Raw genomic sequence first — 16743 nt, 5'->3', positions numbered from 1 at the left:
CCTCCTAGTAAACGAAATTCGGGGTAGATTTCGCATCGTATTCGACGACCTTCTTGTGGGTATTGATACCCTCGCGCAGGTAGCGGCCCAGGAGCCACACCCACACCACGCCCAGTGCCGAGTAGAGCACCGTGAAGATCGTTAGCGAGAAGGCCACGCTGCCACCGTTGACGGAATGGGAAACACCCAGATCCGTCATAAGAAGCACGCCGTCGATTTGAGTCGGGTACACGATCCACGGCTGGCGGCCAATTTCGGTCAGGATCCAGCCCGCGGAGTTCGCCACGAATTGCAGCGGAATCATCCACAGCCAGAACTTACCCCAGCTTTCCGAACGCATGATCCGATCACCGCGCAGCACCCACAACCCGAGGGCCGCGATGAGGATGTCCAGCAATCCAACTCCGACCATCACGCGGAAGGAGTAGTAGGAGGCCAGAACATTCGGGGTGACCTGCTGATTTTCGAACGCGGTATCGAATTTCTCCACGAGTTCCGCATTGACGTTTTCCATCTGGTGGATGCGATCCCGCACCCGCTCATTAGCTTCGCTAATGGATTCCAGCCGCGATTCGGGGCCGGACCAGTGGTTGGTCATCATGAAGGATTCCAGACCGGGAATCGGCACGTAAATGGAGGTGGCGTCCTCGCAGCTATTGCCCCACATCACGAGGGACAGCTTGGCGTTTTCTTCACCCTGGCACACGCCCATCATGGCCGCGGCCTTGGGTGGCTGGATCACGCCGAGGTGCTGGCCCATGTAGTGGCCGGAGAGCGCGGCGATAATCGCGGCAACCAGGGTGACCTTGAGGCCGAGCTTGGCGGTGGGCTTCCAGTATTCGCGTGCCTCAACTTCATTGCCGGAGAGGCGAATAGAGCGGGCCATCCACCAGAAGGCGAAGCCGGCCACCACAACGCCGGCCAGTGTGAAGGCGGCGCCCATGGTGTGGAGGAAGGTGAGTACCCAGGTGGTATTGGCGAACAGCCCGAGGAAGCCCGCCATGCCGTCCAGCTCAGCGCGCCCGGTTTCCGGGTTGAAGACCGCGCCGTGCGGATCCTGCATGAAGGAGTTCGCGGCCAAAATCCAGGCCGCGGAGATCACGGTACCCATGGAGAAAAGCCAGATGGTCAGGTTGTGCATCTTGGGGGAGAGGCGGCCCTTGCCGAAGATCCACAATCCGAGGAACGTGGACTCCAGGAAGAACGCCAGGAGAGCCTCGAAAGCGAGCGGGGCGCCGAAGATGTCACCGACGAAACGCGAGTACTCCGACCAGTTCAAACCGAACTGGAATTCCTGCACGATACCGGTGGCAACGCCGAGCGCGAAGTTGATGAGCAGGATCTTGCCGAAGAAATCGGTAATCCGCTGCCACTTCGGATCGCCCGTTTTGCGGGCCTTAGTTTGCATATACGCAACGATGACAGACAGGCCAATGGTCAGGGGCACCTGAAGCCAGTGGTAGACGGTTGTAATACCGAACTGCCATCGCGCAAGGGTGATCGGATCCACCTTTTCACCTTTCCGATGTGTAACACGTGTGATCGCGCGTGGAGCGCTGCGGTGGTCCCGTAGCAGCGCGATCAATTTTTCACCCTCGATCCTACTCACCGCAGTGGCAATAAGAGGTATCGAACACGAGGGACTTTTGTCCGGCGCGGTGCTCATGTGCCATCTGGCACACAGGTTAGCGACACCTGTCAAAAAATAAGGACGAAAGTCCCGGCCGGCCTCATGTGGTGGCGATTGCGCGTTCCGCTGAGGCGCCGCCTTTGCGGAGATCTCGGGAATCTCCCAGCGCCGGTCGAGGTCTCCTCATGTAGAATCGGTATCAGTGTACCGGGCGCTACCGTATCGCCCCGGTGGTTTGAGGTAGTGAAGAACCTGGCCGGCAGATTGTGAGTGCCGGATATGCCCTCGAACGTGGATATGCTTGCGCGGCATTGGCCGCAATGGTGACAGGCCCGCACGGGATACGGGGTGCGCGCCCGTCGGGAAGTGTAGATGAATGGCGAAAGAAGCCACCGCGTCGGAGTACGGCACCGTGAGTGCGGCTGCGGCGAGTCCGTTTTTTATTCCGGTACCCGAAGAAGAAGCGGTGGACATCCCGCGCTTCCGTATTAATACGGATATTCCACTCTTCCAGGAACCCGACGCCGCCAACGCCATCCGGGTCACCTACCTCGTTGATGACGATTCCTCCAGCGGTGCAGATTCCGATTCCGGCGATAATTCTTCCTCCCGGCGCACCCGCCGGCGCGAACGTGGCGAGCATGATTCATCCGCCCGCACGCCTCGAAGTGCGGAGCACGACGACGCCGCCTCTGAAGAAGGCGAGCACGAAGAAACGGAAGGTGCTTCGGAAGCGCCCACCCGCAGGCGTCGTCGTAGCCTTTCTTCGGATGATGAAGTGGCAGCGCCCCGGGGCTCCACTCGCCTGGCCGCCAAGCGGGCCCGGCGCCGCGAAAACCGCGAGGGTTCAGCGCGCCGGCGCGGTTCCATTACGGAAGTGGAATACCTGGCGCGGCGCGAATCGGTCAAGCGTGACATGATCGTGCGTGAACGTGATGGGCTCAACCAGATCGCGGTGCTCGAAGATGATGTGCTCGTCGAGCATTACGTGGCGCGGCATACCCAAATTTCCATGGTCGGCAATGTGTACCTGGGGCGGGTGCAAAATGTGCTGCCCTCAATGGAAGCCGCTTTCGTGGATATCGGTAAGGGGCGCAATGCGGTCCTGTACGCCGGGGAAGTTGATTGGAAAGCCGCCGGGGTTACCGGGAAGAATCGCCGCATTGAGCAGGCCCTGAAATCCGGGGATACCGTGCTGGTGCAGGTCACCAAGGATCCTATTGGTCATAAGGGCGCGCGCCTGACCAGCCAGGTTACCCTGGCCGGGCGGCATCTTGTTCTTGTTCCCGGTGGGGATATGACCGGTATTTCGCGTAAGCTTCCCGATTCGGAACGCTCGCGGCTCAAGAAGCTCCTTAAAGAAATTGTGCCGGAAGATCACGGCGTTATTGTGCGTACCGCCGCCGAAGGGGCGAGCGCGGAACAGCTCCAGAATGACGTGGATCGCCTGACGAAGAGCTGGAAGGAAATTCAGCGCAAGGCCAAGGCGGCGAAAACCGCCCCGCAGGTGCTCAAGAGCGAACCGGAACTGGCCGTGCGGGTTGTACGCGATATCTTCAACGAAGATTTTGATTCCTTGCGTGTGCAGGGTGAGGATGCCTGGGAAACGATCTCCACCTATGTGGAAGAGCTGTCTCCCGAACTCATGGATCGGGTGAGCCGCTGGGATGATTCTCGCGATATTTTCGAGGCTTACCGGGTGGAAGAGCAGCTGGCTAAGGCTTTTGATCGCAAGGTGTGGCTGCCCTCGGGTGGAACCCTGGTTATTGACCGCACCGAAGCCATGACGGTTGTGGATGTGAACACCGGGAAATTCACCGGATCGGGCGGCTCGCTGGAAGAAACTGTCACCCGCAATAATCTGGAAGCGGCCGAGGAAATCGTGCGGCAATTGCGGCTGCGCGATATCGGCGGGATTGTGGTCATTGACTTTATTGATATGGTCCTGGAATCCAACCGTGATCTGGTGCTGCGCCGGCTCATCGAGTGCCTCGGGCGGGATCGCACCCGCCACCAGGTGGCGGAAGTGACCTCCCTGGGCTTGGTGCAGATGACCCGCAAGCGCGTGGGGCAGGGCCTCGTGGAGGCCTTCTCGACCGTTTGTGAGGCCTGCGAAGGGCGCGGCTATATTATTCATGATCACCCGGTGGAGGAAAACGAAGAACCTCACGCACCCCGCAAGCGCAAGGCGCGGCGGGAAGCCACCGCGCCGCAGCGCGAGGCGGCCGTGCAGATGATGAATTCCATCGCCGCTGCCGGGCATGCTGATGCGCAGCAGAAAGATAGCCAGGAGAAGGCGGACAACCAGGAGAAAACCGACAAACCCGCCGAATCACGGAAATCCGCGAAGCGGGAGAAGCCGGAAAAGTCGGAGAAATCTGAAAACTCGGAGAAGCCAGATAAACAGGACAAGTCCGAGAAGCAGCCGGCTACGCGGCGTCGTCGTACCTCGCGCAGCGCGGCAGCCACCGCGGATACCTCGAGCGCTACCGCTAAGGATGCGGCTGTCACGGGCGGCGCACGTACTACATCTGGTACCGCAACTAACGGAACCGGCACCGCAAGCACGGGCACCGCGCGTAAAACCGGCATGGTTATCTCCTCCGGCGTGGTGAGCCCCGCGCACGCGGCCGCTTCGACTAGTGCCCACGCAAAGACGGTGTCGCCGTCGTCCTCTATCCACACCGGATCGAGTGAAGCGGCTAACGGTACGCGTGGGGGTACCAAGCGGCGCGCCGTGGTTTCCTCCGGCCCTATCTCCACCGGAACCGGGGCGGGGGTCCTGAGCTTCCCGGCGAGTTCCCAAGGGTAAACCGGGGTGGTGGAATGCGCCGCGAACCTCAGGTACGTGGCGCATCCCATAGCGACACGGCCGGTCTCATGCGCAGTCTCACTTGTAAGAAAGCGGGTCAACGCAGTAAAGTAGATGGTCGGTGCTTAGGCACTCAGTCGTTTAAGTGCGCTGTCCAGCGCGAAAAGTAGCCGTAATCAACAGGAGCAAACGTGGTGTACGCGATCGTCAAGGCCGGGGGCCGTCAGGAAAAGGTTTCTGTCGGAACCGTCGTGGTTGTTGACAGGATGGAAGGTGAAGTCGGCGATACCGTCGAACTCGAACCCATCATGCTCGTTGACGGGGATAAGATCACCACGGCTGCCGATGGCATTTCGGCGAAGGTTACCGCGGAAATTGTGCGCGATGAAAAGGGACCGAAGATCTCCATCATCAAGTTCAAGAACAAGACGGGTTACCGGAAGCGCCAGGGGCATCGTCAGCCCCTGACCCGCCTCAAGGTCACCGGCATCCAGTAGGATCTGCCGCGTCAGCAGCTAGTTTTGAGATAGTAAGAAGGTAGACAGATGGCACATAAGAAGGGCGCCTCTTCCTCGCGCAACGGGCGCGACTCCAATGCCCAGCGCCTCGGGGTGAAGCGGTACGGCGGTCAGGTTGTATCCGCCGGTGAAATTCTGGTTCGCCAGCGCGGCACGAAGTTCCATCCGGGCAATAACGTCGGGCGCGGCAAGGATGACACCCTGTTCGCTACCGCAGCCGGGACGGTCCAGTTCGCTACCCGTCGCGACCGCAAGGTCGTTGACGTTGTGGCCCAGGCTTAAGGCGCAGCGGCCCTAGCGCCGCACGCACCTATGATGAGGGGTGGGGGATTCAACCTCCACCCCGTCATTCGTTAACGCGGGCGGGGCGCGGGCGTTCAGCTGTTTGCTACGGCGCCTTGCTGTTTGCGGCGGTACGGGCGTTCAGCTTTTCGCACCCGCACCGCGTTATCACTACAGGAAAAGGGGAGGGCACACGTGGCCTCGTTCGTCGATAAAGTGACCTTGCACCTGCGCGCCGGCAACGGCGGAAACGGGTGCGTTTCGGTGCGCCGGGAGAAGTACAAGCCTCTCGGAGGGCCCGACGGCGCCAACGGCGGCCACGGGGGCTCCATCATCTTTGAGGTCGATTCCCAAGAATCCACCCTTATGGACTACCACCACACCCCGCACCGCAGCGCGGAAAACGGCCAGCCCGGCGCCGGTGATAACCAACGCGGCAAGAACGGCGCGGACCTGATCCTCAAAGTTCCCGCCGGAACCGTGGTGAAAAACAGCGAAGGTGATGTGCTCGCGGACCTGGTGAACCCCGGGGATTCCTTCGAAGTGGCACGCGGCGGAGTGGGCGGCCTGGGGAATGCCGCCCTGGCCTCCCCGCGGCGCAAAGCGCCCGGCTTCGCCCTGCTCGGGGAAGCCGGTGAGGAACTCGATGTTGTTCTCGAATTGAAATCGGTGGCCGATGTGGCGCTGGTGGGTTTCCCTTCCGCCGGAAAATCCTCCCTTATCGCGGCCATGTCCGCAGCCCGCCCGAAAATCGCCGACTATCCTTTCACCACCCTTGTGCCCAACCTTGGCGTGGTGACCGCCGGGGAGGAACGCTACACCATTGCCGATGTACCCGGCCTCATTCCCGGCGCCTCGGAAGGGCGCGGGCTCGGCCTGGAGTTTTTGCGCCATATCGAGCGTTGCGCGGTGATTGCTCACGTTATTGATTGCGCCACCCTGGAACCGGGGCGTGATCCGCTCACCGATCTGGATACCCTGGAACACGAACTGGCCCGGTACGCGGCGAATATTCCGCCCACGGAAGGCCAGCTTCCCCTCACCGAGCGCCCGCGGGTGGTTATTCTCAATAAAATCGATGTTCCGGACGCGCGGGAACTCGCCGAATTTGTGACCCCGGAGCTGCGCGAACGCGGCCTGGATGTTTTCGCTATCTCCACCGCTAGCCACGAAGGTCTGCGCGAGCTTTCCTTCTACCTGGCGCGGGTGGTGCGCGAAGAAAAGGCCAATCGTGAGGTTACCGAAACGGTGCGCCCGGTGCTCCATCTCACTCGCGAACGCGATGACCGTTTCACCATCGTCAAGCGGCGCGACGGCATGCAAGAGTTTTGGAATGTGCGCGGGCGCCAGCCCGAACGCTGGGTGGGGCAAACGGACTTCGCCAATGATGAAGCGGTCGGGTACCTCGGCGAGCGCCTGCACCGCCTGGGCATTGAAGATGAACTGGCGCGCCTGGGTGCGGTGCCGGGCGATATGGTGGTGATTGGTCCGCCGCAGACCGGCTTCGTTTTCGATTGGGAACCGACCGTTGCCGCCGTCGCCGAAATTTACGGGCCGCGCGGGCGGGATATCCGGGTGGAAGCCGAACGCTCGCGCCCCACCCGCCGCGAAAAGCGCGCCGATTTTTACGAGCGTATGGACGCCAAAGAGGAGGCCCGGCAGGAATTGCGTTCCGAGCGGGAGGCCGGCATATGGACGGACCCGCAGGCAGGCACCCCGGAAGGGGACTAAACTATCCTGCGGTGTCCCGAAGCATCAGATAAGAAAGAGTGACTCGTGTCCGGTACCTCATCCGCCCCGCTGACCCGGCGTGACTGCCTTGAGAACTCCCGTCGAATAGTCATCAAAGTTGGTTCCTCCTCCTTGACCGGGCCGGACGGTGCCCTGCACCAGGAAACCCTCGATCTTCTTGTTAATACCATCGCGGAGGTGCACGCCCGCGGAGTGGATGTGGTGCTGGTGTCCTCCGGCGCGGTGGCGGCCGGCATCGGCCCGCTCAAGCTCGGCCGCCCGCGTTCCCTGCGGGAAAAGCAGGCTGCGGCGATGGTGGGCCAGTCCCGCCTCATGGCCGCCTACGAAGAACGTTTCGAAGCGCATGACATCAGCGTGGGGCAGGTGCTCCTCACCGCCTCCGATGTCACCAACCGGCGCCACTACGCCAATGCGCTCACGGCCATGCGCACGCTCTTGCGTTTACGGGTAGTTCCGATTGTTAATGAGAACGACGCCGTGGCCACCGACGAATTGCGCTTCGGTGACAATGACCGGCTAGCCGCGCTCACCGCCCACCTGGTAGGAGCTGGCACCCTGATATTGCTCACGGATGTGGATGGCCTCTACACCAAACCACCCAGCGAACCGGGAGCCACCCGCATTACCGAGGTGACCAGCGAAGATGACTTAGCAGGACTGCGGATTACCGGACGCGGCTCCGCGGTGGGAACCGGGGGAATGCGCACCAAAGTAGCGGCTGCCGAGTTAGCCACCTCGGGCGGGGTCGGCGTGATTCTCACCCATGTCGATAATGTGCAGCGCGCCGTGGCCGGCGACAACGTGGGAACCTGGTTCGTGCCGAGCACCAGACACGTTTCCGCGCGCGGGCGCTGGATGGAATTTGCGGCGCGAGCCCGCGGCCGGGTCACTTTGGACGACGGCGCCGTTGCCGCTATCACCGGCAACCACGCATCCCTCCTCCCGGTGGGAGTCATCGGGATCTCGGGCCGCTTCGCCGCCGGGGACATCGTGGAATTATGCGATGGGCACGGCGAGGTTATCGCCCGAGGCCTGAGCGCCTACAGCGTCGAGGAACTCATTGAGCTGGTCGGTAGCACCCGGGCACGCGGTAAGAAGCCGGTGGTGCACGCAAACGATATCGTGCTGCTCGGTTCGTAGCGTGCTTCAATACTGAGCCGGTGGCGCGCGCAACGCGCGGGCAATTCTGTGTTTCGCCTTACTTTACGGACCTGTAACTATGTGGAAGCTGCATAAAGTTTCACGGCGGGCGCGGCTCAGGATTATTATTTGCGCTGGTCATCGGGTTATTTGCGCACAAGCTAGCGAAATATTACATCACAGTGACTGAATAGTAATCTGAATAATTGAATAGTGACTTGCGCAAAGAACCGTCGTGTTCGTCTTGCCTATTGGACAATAAAGATCTAGCGTTATCGCAAGTGCTTATATAGCACCCTCGCAATCGCTCGGAACTACCCGAGCCGACGAAGAACGGAGAATTCGATGTCGCAGTTTGTCACGCTCCAGGATGTCACCTCTAGCATGCTTGCCGACTATCGAATTACCAAGGCGCATTGGCGCCGCTGGCATCACCACTTTATGAGCGCGCGCCTTCTTGCGCCGGCCAGTGCCCCCTCTGCCCGTCTTCGTCCTGATAGTGAGTACTAATGACCATCCAATTGACCACCCTGTGCACCACCACGAATGAGGAAGTTTTAAGAGAAACATTTTTAGGAGTCGATCTCTCGGCGCTCGGCGGCGGGGAGAATCTGTGCGGCGACGGCGCAGCCGTGCGCCCAGCCCACGGGGCGTCCATCGCCCACCTGGCCTCCTGCGCCGATGCGGCCTGGAAAGGCGGACTCGATTTCGTCCAGTTCTCCGGGGAATTTGTGCTTCCCGGCTCCCGGGTTGCCTCCGCAATGGAAACGGCAAGCCGCTTAGGGCCGCGTGCCCGCGGTGATATCGCGGTGGAAGTGCCTGCTACCTCCCAAGCCCTGCGCGAAGCGGTCGCCCGAACCCAGCAAGATACTTCTGATACTCCGGCCCTGGTGAGCCTGCCCATCACCCCGGCAACGGACCTTGCGGCCCTGCGCAGCGACGTGGAAAATGCGATTGCGGCCGGGGTGCGCCTCATGCCGCACGTGCGCGCCGAAGATGTTCCGAATCTGAATCTGCGCGCGATCTGCGGTATTTCGCCGATGATGCGCCTCTCCGCTCCGGATGCGCACCGTGCCCGCGAGGCCCGTTTCGCTTTGCGTACGGCGGCGGAAGAATACGATACCGACTTGCAGGTCCTCCTCGATATGACCGTTATTATTTCGGCTACCCGCACCGCGGCCCGCGAGCGCCTCTTCCTGGTCCAAGCCCTGGGCGGCCCGGACTTCTCCCGCAGTGCTCACGTGGTTGGAACCGTATACGATGTCGCGGATACCACCGAGTCCTGGCTGGGCATGGGCGCGGCAGATGGCATTATTTACCGACCCACCTCCATCCGTACCGATTTAGCCTCGCTGGTGCGCGGAGTGCTCCCGGTCCTCTTTGGCCGGGCAGAGATTTCCTAAGCTGTACTGAGAGTAGCGGGGCCTTCCGAGAGTCGCGGAGTTTCCCGAACACCACGAGGGGCGAACTGGAATTGACCAGTTCGCCCCTCGTGGCTTGGAGCTTCGCGTGCGTGGCGCTGCATGCCTCGGCCTCGCGCGTGGTGCTGCCCGGCTAGCGGCCAGCTACCGCGCTTACTCAGCCTGCTTCGCGGATTCCTCGGCTTCGTGAGCGGCAAGACGAGCGCGAATCTCATCCATATCCAGCTCCTTGACCTGCCCGATGAGATCCTCCAGCGGGCCGGCCGGCAGTGCCCCGGCCTGCTCGAAGACGCGGATACCATCCCGGAAAGCCATAATGGTGGGAATCGCCTGAATCTGGAAATGCGCGGCGAGCTCCGGGCTATCCTCGGTGCTCACCTTGCCGAAAGTAATATCGGGGTGCTTTTCAGAAGCCTTCTCGTAAATCGGGCTGAAAGCACGGCACGGACCGCACCAGCTCGCCCAGAAATCCAGCAGGACAATGCCTTCATGCACGGTATCGTTGAAGTTTTCCGCGGTGACAGTAACGGTTGCCATGGTTCTCCTCGAGTTAGTGGAAATCTCGCTACCTGCAACGCGCCACGTGCGCGCGCTATTCCCATGAGGTAGCCCGAATATATACGAGTGGCCACATGAGGTATCCGCGAAGTCGCAGCCCGCCGGCTGTTCCTATTCGGTAACGGAGGCCTTCCTGGCCTAAAGTAGAGACTATGACCGCAACGTTAACCGAGGGCGTGGCCGATGTGGCCCGCCGCGCGCGCCAGGCGGCGCGTTCTTTGCGGGGGGCGCAAACCACGTCAAAAAATGACGCCCTTCGCCGTATCGCCGCGATTTTGCGCAGCGAAACCGCCCGTATTGTGGAGGCGAATGCCCAGGATGTGGCCCGGGAAAAAAGCCGGCTTTCCCCGGGCATGATTGATCGCCTCCTCCTGAATGCGGAGCGCATCGAAGGAATTGCCCGGGCGGTAGAACATGTGGTGGGTTTGGCCGACCCGGTGGGTGAAGTGGTACGCGGTTCGCGCTTAGCTAACGGGATGCGTTTGCGGCAAGTGCGGGTGCCCATGGGCGTGATCGGAATGATTTATGAGGCCCGGCCCAATGTCACGGTCGATGCGGCTACCTTGGCGCTCAAAGCCGGATCCGCGGTGATTTTGCGCGGGGGGAGTGCCGCCATCCGCACCAATGAAGTGCTGGTGGAACTCATGCGCCAGGCGGTAACGGAGGCCGGTTTCCCGGCCGACTGTGTGCAGACCATTGATGCTTTCGGGCGCGCGGGCGCCGTCGAACTGATGAAATTGCGCGGCCTGGTGGACCTTGTTATTCCGCGCGGAGGCGCCGGCCTCATCCAGACAGTCGTGCGCGAATCCCTGGTCCCCGTGATCGAAACCGGGGTGGGCAATAATCACGTGTACGTAGATGCCAGCGCGGATGTGGAGCGGGCTAGCGCCGTCGTCGTTAATTCGAAAACGCATCGGCCCAGCGTCTGCAATGCGGCCGAAACACTTCTGGTCCACGCGGATATCGCACCGCAATTTATGCCGCGGATTTTGCGTGAACTTTATGAGCGCGGCGTGACCTTGCATTGCGATGCGGCCGCGCAAAGTTTCGCGGGGGATATTCCCACGCAGGCCGCAACGGAAGAAGATTGGGCCAAGGAATATTTGGCGCTGGAGATGGCCGTCGCGGTGGTGCCTGATATTGAGACGGCGCTCGCGCATATTTCCCGCTATTCGAGCGGCCATACCGAGGCTATTGTGGCCGAGGATCAGCGTGCTATTAATCGGTTTACCTCCGAGGTGGATTGCGCGGCGGTCATGGTTAATGCTTCGACGCGGTTCACGGACGGTGGCGAATTTGGGCTGGGCGCGGAAATTGGTATTTCTACCCAAAAATTGCATGCGCGCGGGCCTATGGGTCTGGAAGAAATGACCACGACGACGTGGATTGCAGAGGGCGAGGGGCATGTCCGATAAAGACGAACCGGTGCAGATTCCTTTCGACGAACGCAAGCACCGGCGTCGGCGGATCGGGGTGATGGGCGGAACTTTCGACCCGATTCACCACGGTCACCTGGTGGCAGCCTCGGAAGTACAGCATCGTTTCGGGCTGGACGAGGTGGTTTTTGTGCCCACCGGCCGCCCGGCTTTCAAGCAGGGGCAGCACGTGAGCCCGGCCGAACACCGCTATCTCATGGCGGTTATCGCCACCGCCTCGAATACCCGCTTTACGGTATCGCGGGTGGATATTGAGCGGCGCGGACTGACCTACACCGTGGATACCCTGCGGGATTTGCGTGAGGTCTACCCGGATGCTGATCTGTACTTCATTACCGGAGCGGATGTTATTCCGGAAATTTTGCGCTGGAAGAACGCCGAGGAACTGTGGGGGATGGCGCGTTTCATCGGGGTGACGCGCCCCGGGCACAATATTGACGTGTCCGCGCTGCCCAAACATGCCGTGGAAATTGTGGAGGTTCCCGCTATGGCGATTTCCTCCACGGATGTGCGCGAGCGGGTGAAAGCCCACGAGCCCATCTGGTATTTGGTGCCCGAAGGCGTGGTGCAGCACATCAGGAAATACAAACTTTATGCCCAGCGCGAGGCACCGGGTAAACTTGACAAAGGACAGTCGTGCCGAGAGGAGAAGAAATGAGCGAGGGCGGGCGGCGCCTCACACGCAGCGAGATGCGCGAGCGCGGACTCCTAAAACCTCTCGAAGAAGGCGAGGCTTCGCCGGTAGAAGAATTGCGGCGCACCCGTGATATTCCGGTGGTGCGGGCAACGCGGCGGCGCGCCATTCTGGCCGAGCGTGCCGAAGCCGTTGAGGCAGCTGGGGCGGCTGAAGTTTCTCAAGCGGCTGAAGGCGCTGAAGTGGTGGCACCGCTGGTGGAAGATGAGGGCGCTCCCACCCAGGCATACGAACCTGTGAACGCGACCGAGCCCCGCGCGATCCGTGAAGAATCCGCGCCCGCGGGGGAGCGAATCTCCGTTTTCGACCGTTTCGAAGCCGATACCGAGGCAAGTATTGGCGAAGAAGAACACTCGCTCATCCCGCCATTTGCTGACTCGGCACCAGCTGCCGCGGCGGCTCCTGCCTCGCAAGTGGCCCCGGAATCGGTATCGGCTTCCGAGCCGGCTCCGGAACCGGACGTGGCAGCGGAGTTTTCCGAAGGCGGCAGCCTGCGCGAACGTTTACTCGCTCGCACCCAAAGCGATGCTTTGCGCGCCTCGGTTACGGAGCAGGAACCGGCGCCTGCGGTAGGAGAAAATACCGGGAACGACGCCGCAGCGGCGTTCTCGCCCGCTTCCGTTCCCGCGGCGCAGCCGGATCCGCTCGCGCACGAATATGTGGACGAAGATGAACTCGACGACGAATCCTCCCCGCGCCGCTGGACGATGACCATGCTGCTGCTCATTGTTATTAGCGTGGTGCTCGGCCTGGTTATCGGATTCTTCTTCCTCCAGCACGGCGCGCAGGCCGCGCCTGGTGATCTTGTGGCATCCAGCATTACCCCCAATATCAAGGAGATCTTGTGACAGCTTCGGACCGCGCGATTGAGCTCGCCCGTATTGGAGCCGCGGCAGCGGCAGAGGTGAAAGCAACATCGATTGAAGCTCTCGACGTTGGTGAGCGTTTCGCCATTTCCGATGTGTTCCTTATTATTTCCGGTGATTCGGAGCCGAAAGTGCGCGCCATCGTGGATCGCGTGGAGGAGAAACTCGACGACGCCGGCGGGCAACGCTTGCGCCGCGAAGGACTCACTTTCGACCCGCGCTGGGTGCTCCTGGATTACGGCGAACTGATCGTGCATATTCAGCGCGATGAGGACCGTGATGATTACGCCCTCGCGCGCCTGTGGGCCGATTGCCCGCATGTGGATCTCCAGCTAGATGATGAGGCTGTTATTACCGGAGCGCAAGCACCCGCGGCGCCGGAGGGCGCTGCGGAATCCGAGGAACCAGGGGAACCAGGGGAACCCGGGGACTCTAGGGACTCTGAGGCGGCCGGTGCCGCTGAGGTAGATGCATGAGTGCAGATCGCATCCTGCTCTGGCGCCACGGCCAAACTGATTACAACCTGGCCTGGCGAATCCAGGGCTCTACAGATATACCCCTCAATGCGGTAGGCCTGGGCCAGGCACGTTACGTGGCTCCCTATATCGCCGCTGCTGGCCCGGCGCGTTTCGTGGCATCACCGTTGCAGCGCGCCTATGCCACCGCTCTCGAGGCTGCCAAGCTGGTGGGCCTCGAGGTGGCAACCGATGCGCGTCTAGAAGAGCGCTGTTTTGGGCTTTTTGAGGGCTTGACCCGCACCGAGATTGCCGAACGTTACCCGCGTGAATTCGCGCAGTGGCGGGCGGGGGAGGAACCCGTAGGTGTCGGCGTGGAAACAAAGGAACACGTCGGCGCACGCGTGGCCGCGGCGATTAGCGAAGCCAGTGAAGATATGGATGGCGGCCTGCTGGTTGTGACCGCGCACGGCGCGGCGATCACCTGCGGACTCGGGGTGCTCCTCGGGTGCGGGGCGCAATGGCAAGGCCTGGGCGGCTTGGATAACTGCCACTGGGCCATGCTGCAGCGGCGCAAGAACGCGGACCCGCAATGGCGCCTCACCGGCTTCAACCGTTTCCTCGCCGATGAGCACGATCCGGTGAAAAACTTTGAGGTGGAAGGACCGGAAGGCTAAGCACCCACCTGCAAGAATGCGATGCTCGACACAAAATCCGGTTCCGATTTGCCAAGCGTTTCTTCTCCGACTAAAGTTCTATAAGTCGCTTGGGGCTATGGCGCAGTTGGTAGCGCGCTTCCATGGCATGGAAGAGGTCAGGGGTTCGAATCCCCTTAGCTCCACCACTGGGAATTTACTATTCCAATGCACAGTAATCTGATAGTTTTTACGGCTGTCCAGTTCGTTCTCCATCACGTCTGCTCTCGCCGAATGAGCCGGCTATTTACTCTATCTATGTGCCGCTAGCCAGGCTTAATGCTCGGCAGACCTCGTATCAAGAACAGCGCCGGGTATAAACGCGAGAACTGTCGCGCATACCGGTGGCGACTAAACATTCTCCCAACCGTTGCTTTCCCTATTTTGCGGCGGTAATGTCTTGTACATGAGAAATTCAACAGGTGTTGAATCCGTGTTGAGGGTACGGAATCTACATATTCGCCGTGGTACAACCTCAGTTTTACGGGGCCTGAATTGTAACTTGTCGCGCGGATCCATTACCGGCCTTTTAGGGCCCTCCGGGTGCGGCAAAACCACGCTGATGCGCGCAATCCTGGGCGTGCAGCAGATCACCAGTGGCTCCATAGATATTCTTGGGCTTCCCGCGGGAGCAAAGGCTCTGCGGCATAAAGTTGCATACACGAGCCAATCACTGTCGATATATCCAGATATTAGCGTTCATGATAATGTCGCCTACTTTGGCCGACTGGTTGGGGCCAGCGGCACCGATGTTGCGCAGGCCATCAGCCGTGTGCAGTTGAACGACTATGCCTCCCGGCCAATCACGAAATTGTCCGGAGGTCAAGCAAACCGTGCCTCGCTTGCCTGTGCTCTGGTCGGCCACCCGGAGGTACTGGTGCTTGACGAACCGACCGTCGGCCTCGACCCGATTACCCGCCAGGAGCTGTGGCAAGTATTCCGAGGTTTTGCTGCCGAAGGGGTTACTTTGCTTATATCTAGTCACGTCATGGACGAAGCCTCACATTGCGACGAAGTGCTGTTCATGCGCGAAGGCGAGTTCTTGGCACAAGAATCTATCGAGTCAGTTCAAGCTCGGACCGGCACCGATAATCCGGAGGAAGCTTTTCTCGCTCTCATTAAGGAGTCAGAATGAGTGTCACCCCAGCCGTTCGCAAGCCTTCGCCATTCGCAACCGTTGCTCGTATTATTTGCCAGTTGAAGGCCGATCCCCGCACTGTCGGCCTGATCTTGGTGGTACCTGCTCTGCTGCTGACGCTGCTCTATTTCGTATTTGTCGATGTTCCCGTCGCCCCCGGCCATACGCCTCTCTTCAATACGATTGGCCCCATCATGCTCGCGGTCTTGCCGATGCTGCTGATGTTCATCGTCACCTCGGTGGTCATGCTCCGTGAGCGGACATCCGGCACGCTCGAGCGCGTCCTCACCACCCCGCTGAGCCGATGGAATCTGATTGCGTCGTACGGGGCCGTGTTTGGGTTCTTATCCGTTACCCAGTCGTTAATCCTCGCGGTTCTAGTTTTGGGGCCGATGGGTGTGGAGCTCGCGGGACCGTGGTGGGGGCTCATCATAGTGGCACTACTTGACGGCCTGTTCGGTGTCGCCTCTGGTTTGTTGGCAAGCGCCTTCGCTCGCACGGAGTTCCAAGCCGTGCAGTTCATGCCTGTTTTCGTTGCCCCTCAGATCTTTCTTTGCGGTCTCTTCGTGCAAAATGAACACATGCCTGCCGTACTGGCCAAGGTCGCCGATGTGCTCCCGATGACGTGGGCTGTTGATGTAGTTCGCCAGACCCTGGAAACCAGCTCGCTATCCTCCGATTCATGGCTTCGTATCGGACTTTTAGCCGGAGTCATCCTTCTTGCCTTATTGCTCGCCTCGGCAACCATGCGAAGGAGCACGAAGTGACTGAAACGTCCAAGAGCGCCCAAACACGCAAACGCCTACTGGACGTAGCAGAGGAGCTTTTCTCGCAGTTTTCATTCGACTCTGTTTCGGTACGGAAAATAGCGGGCAAAGCTGGCGTAGACGCATCGTTGATCAATCACTACTTTGGCTCGAAGGAAGGACTCTTCAACAAGGTTCTGGATCGTATTGTCCAGCCGCGAGAAGCCGTCACGCATATCAGCAGTCTGCCCAAGGAGCGATGGGGATACGAAATCGTGCGTTACGCAGACACAATGTGGTGCTCCCCGTCAGGAAAAGCCATTCTTGCGTTGTTTCGACGGGCAATGGCAAGCAGTCCACATGTGCTACACAAGGCGGCGGAGACGCTATTAATAGATCGCATCCTCAAGCACCTCGATAGCCCCGACCGTGAACTACGCATCTCGCTGGTGCTCAGTCAGATGGCGGGAATCATAGTCGCGCGGTACATCCTCACAATCGAACCTCTCGCCAGCTTGACTACCGACGAACTCGTATCTCTCGTTGGCCCCACGATTCAGCGCTATCTCACAGGTGAACTGTAGGCTAATAGGCTTTCGT

General features: G+C 60.5%; 16 protein-coding genes and 1 tRNA gene. 15 read left to right on the top strand and 2 right to left on the bottom strand.

All coding sequences use genetic code 11. From position 1 onward, the window contains the following. Positions 1-4: 4 nt before the first annotated feature. The gene (locus tag QP305_RS01085) at positions 5-1510 is read right to left on the bottom strand and encodes a cytochrome ubiquinol oxidase subunit I (protein ID WP_284903404.1); all 1506 of its coding nucleotides are present in this window, start codon (positions 1508-1510) and stop codon (positions 5-7) included. A gap of 496 nt (positions 1511-2006) precedes the next feature. Here QP305_RS01085 and QP305_RS01080 point away from each other — a divergent pair, with 496 nt between their 5' ends. The 6 genes from QP305_RS01080 (at position 2007) to QP305_RS01055 (ending at position 9537) form a co-directional block, all read left to right on the top strand. Continuing rightward, positions 2007-4442 (top strand): Rne/Rng family ribonuclease, encoded by a 2436-nt coding sequence (locus QP305_RS01080; RefSeq protein WP_284903403.1) that lies wholly within the window; start codon positions 2007-2009, stop codon positions 4440-4442. A 191-nt stretch (positions 4443-4633) separates the two neighbouring features. Further along, positions 4634-4939, top strand: a complete 306-nt coding sequence (rplU, locus tag QP305_RS01075; protein ID WP_016442902.1) for a 50S ribosomal protein L21 — start codon at positions 4634-4636, stop codon at positions 4937-4939. A gap of 48 nt (positions 4940-4987) precedes the next feature. After that, positions 4988-5242 carry a 50S ribosomal protein L27 gene (rpmA, locus tag QP305_RS01070; protein ID WP_026429451.1) on the top strand — a complete coding sequence of 85 codons (255 nt, stop codon included), beginning with the start codon at positions 4988-4990 and terminating at the stop codon, positions 5240-5242. Between the two features lie 195 nt (positions 5243-5437). Then, positions 5438-6973: a GTPase ObgE gene (obgE, locus tag QP305_RS01065; protein WP_087070876.1), complete on the top strand. Its 1536-nt coding sequence runs from the start codon at positions 5438-5440 to the stop codon at positions 6971-6973. A gap of 45 nt (positions 6974-7018) precedes the next feature. Further along, a complete protein-coding gene (gene proB / locus QP305_RS01060; RefSeq protein ID WP_284889070.1) occupies positions 7019-8134 on the top strand; it encodes a glutamate 5-kinase in 1116 nt (371 codons plus the stop codon). Positions 8135-8643: 509 nt separating this feature from the next. Further along, positions 8644-9537: a hypothetical protein gene (locus tag QP305_RS01055; RefSeq protein WP_284903402.1), complete on the top strand. Its 894-nt coding sequence runs from the start codon at positions 8644-8646 to the stop codon at positions 9535-9537. Positions 9538-9708: 171 nt separating this feature from the next. On the opposite strand, the gene trxA is transcribed toward QP305_RS01055, so the two are convergent. Next, positions 9709-10092 carry a thioredoxin gene (trxA, locus tag QP305_RS01050; RefSeq protein WP_087070873.1) on the bottom strand — a complete coding sequence of 128 codons (384 nt, stop codon included), beginning with the start codon at positions 10090-10092 and terminating at the stop codon, positions 9709-9711. A gap of 173 nt (positions 10093-10265) precedes the next feature. Between trxA and QP305_RS01045 the strand changes: the two genes are divergently transcribed. The 9 genes from QP305_RS01045 (at position 10266) to QP305_RS01005 (ending at position 16727) form a co-directional block, all read left to right on the top strand. Next, complete coding sequence (locus QP305_RS01045; RefSeq protein WP_284903401.1) at positions 10266-11528, top strand: glutamate-5-semialdehyde dehydrogenase; 1263 nt, start codon at positions 10266-10268, stop codon at positions 11526-11528. Then, positions 11518-12207, top strand: coding sequence for a nicotinate-nucleotide adenylyltransferase (nadD, locus tag QP305_RS01040; RefSeq protein ID WP_035277256.1), 690 nt, complete (start codon positions 11518-11520; stop codon positions 12205-12207). The genes QP305_RS01045 and nadD overlap by 11 nt, the downstream gene beginning before the upstream one ends. Then, positions 12186-13091 carry a hypothetical protein gene (locus tag QP305_RS01035; RefSeq protein ID WP_284903398.1) on the top strand — a complete coding sequence of 302 codons (906 nt, stop codon included), beginning with the start codon at positions 12186-12188 and terminating at the stop codon, positions 13089-13091. The genes nadD and QP305_RS01035 overlap by 22 nt, the downstream gene beginning before the upstream one ends. Further along, positions 13088-13585, top strand: coding sequence for a ribosome silencing factor (rsfS, locus tag QP305_RS01030; protein ID WP_284903396.1), 498 nt, complete (start codon positions 13088-13090; stop codon positions 13583-13585). Before QP305_RS01035 ends, rsfS begins: the two co-directional genes overlap by 4 nt. Continuing rightward, entirely contained in the window at positions 13582-14241 is a 660-nt protein-coding gene (locus QP305_RS01025) for a histidine phosphatase family protein (RefSeq protein WP_284903395.1), read from the top strand. Before rsfS ends, QP305_RS01025 begins: the two co-directional genes overlap by 4 nt. A 91-nt stretch (positions 14242-14332) precedes the next feature. Next, positions 14333-14408, top strand: a tRNA-Ala gene (locus QP305_RS01020). Positions 14409-14665: 257 nt separating this feature from the next. Beyond that, positions 14666-15394 carry an ABC transporter ATP-binding protein gene (locus QP305_RS01015; protein WP_434736377.1) on the top strand — a complete coding sequence of 243 codons (729 nt, stop codon included), beginning with the start codon at positions 14666-14668 and terminating at the stop codon, positions 15392-15394. Further along, positions 15391-16164: an ABC transporter permease gene (locus QP305_RS01010; protein WP_284903392.1), complete on the top strand. Its 774-nt coding sequence runs from the start codon at positions 15391-15393 to the stop codon at positions 16162-16164. The genes QP305_RS01015 and QP305_RS01010 overlap by 4 nt, the downstream gene beginning before the upstream one ends. Further along, entirely contained in the window at positions 16161-16727 is a 567-nt protein-coding gene (locus QP305_RS01005) for a TetR/AcrR family transcriptional regulator (RefSeq protein ID WP_284903390.1), read from the top strand. Before QP305_RS01010 ends, QP305_RS01005 begins: the two co-directional genes overlap by 4 nt. Positions 16728-16743: the final 16 nt, after the last annotated feature.

Origin of the sequence: Actinotignum timonense (assembly GCF_030216305.1) — a bacterium.
Taxonomy (GTDB): domain Bacteria; phylum Actinomycetota; class Actinomycetes; order Actinomycetales; family Actinomycetaceae; genus Actinotignum; species Actinotignum timonense_A.
Note: the sequence above shows the minus strand (reverse complement) of the source record. Positions and strands in the feature narration are given on the sequence as shown.